The organism is Oceanospirillum beijerinckii DSM 7166 (assembly GCF_000422425.1).
Classification (GTDB): domain Bacteria; phylum Pseudomonadota; class Gammaproteobacteria; order Pseudomonadales; family Halomonadaceae; genus Oceanospirillum; species Oceanospirillum beijerinckii.
The window spans coordinates 1-1398 of record NZ_AULT01000105.1; the positions used below are offsets into that span (position 1 = coordinate 1).

Annotated in this window: 2 protein-coding genes; both read right to left on the reverse strand. The window is 38.3% G+C overall.

The features are described from left to right. Positions 1–151 precede the first annotated feature (151 nt). Entirely contained in the window at positions 152–724 is a 573-nt protein-coding gene (locus tag H579_RS0118655) for a hypothetical protein (protein WP_028301913.1), read from the reverse strand. Next, positions 724–1398: RHS repeat-associated core domain-containing protein (locus H579_RS26560; RefSeq protein ID WP_281167074.1), on the reverse strand; the 675-nt coding region annotated here is incomplete at its 5' end. The genes H579_RS0118655 and H579_RS26560, both read right to left, overlap by 1 nt.

Genomic DNA, 1398 nt, shown 5'->3' on the forward strand with positions numbered 1-1398 from the left:
CCAGCTGTGTGGTGTTGCCTTCGGGGGAGGTTTCTGTGGGGACAGGCTTAAATTCCCTTAAAAATCAAAGAGAAATATGTGGATGTCCCTTATTTATTCGCCTTCAAGGAATTGCACTTATTATCCGAAACCGCGTTTTCTAAGGTCTGTTTTAATCAAAAAAGAAGCTTATAAAAGCATCAACATCAACACCTTTGTTTTCAGACAAAATATATTTCGCTCTATCAATAAAGGCTGAAGATATCTCATAATCATCATTTATTATTTCAGATGAAAATTCACCATGCTGAAGTTCAACCAATGCAGCAACAGCATTAATAAAATCAGTTAGACTAACTGCGATATTTATAAATGGCCCACTCTCAAAAGCTCCAAAAACAGGGGATAAATCACTATTAGTATCGACTACCAAAGGCTCATCATTATATAGAGCAAATAACACATATCCTTCCCCCCAGTCTGGATTAGGCACACCACTCGAACTTACTTTATAACCCGCATGACTTTTAACAAGAGCATCAAGCCTTATAAAAAAAAGTATAGATGACCCTATTTCTATTGAAGTGGTTTCGTTAGATGAAATGCACTTATAAAATATTTCCAAGTCATTTGAACATGGTATATTTTTAGGCCATTCTATTTCAATTTGATCAGAGAATCCTCCATCTTGATCAAATCTATCCATAACCAAACCTATTCTATCTATCGAACTTTTAATATCCATTAGCTACAACCTTTATGATTTTGATTGATCATTGCTTCTCTATCAATTAAGCGACCATTAGTCGAATTACGAGTTGTTCCCCTATGCCCTTGAGGGCTATGAACATGTTCATTAAAACTACTGGGGTGATTATGGTTTTGCAAAAACACTATATTTCTAGGGTCTCCCTTCCATTTATTTCCAAGGTCTCCATTACCTTCAACACTATTAATATGATGACCAGTGTAGCCAGCTTTTGACATAACAGAAGTTAACTTTTTGTTTTCTGTAGATTTGATTAACTCTAACTCTTGATCAGACCAATTTCTAGTTCCTACACCAGTTTTTTCAATAAGCGCTTTTTCTAAGGCCCACGCTCTATTAATTGCAGTACTCCTACTCCCTGGAACAGCAGTGAGCTCTTCTCTTGGCTTATACCTAATAAGATTCTCTGAATTTAATCCTAAGGGGTCACCCCAATTAACCGGATTATGAACGTATGACTGAGGCCTTAAACCTCCATTCAAGCCGCTAGGATCAGGTGTCAGGTACTGGGCTATCTCAGGATCATAGTAACGGAAGCGGTTGTAGTACAGCCCAGTTTCTGAATCATAGATCTGGCCCTGGTATCTCAGGTCACAGGTCACCGGGTCGTTTGCGGCTTCTTCCTGATAATAACGCTGGGTATCCGGGCT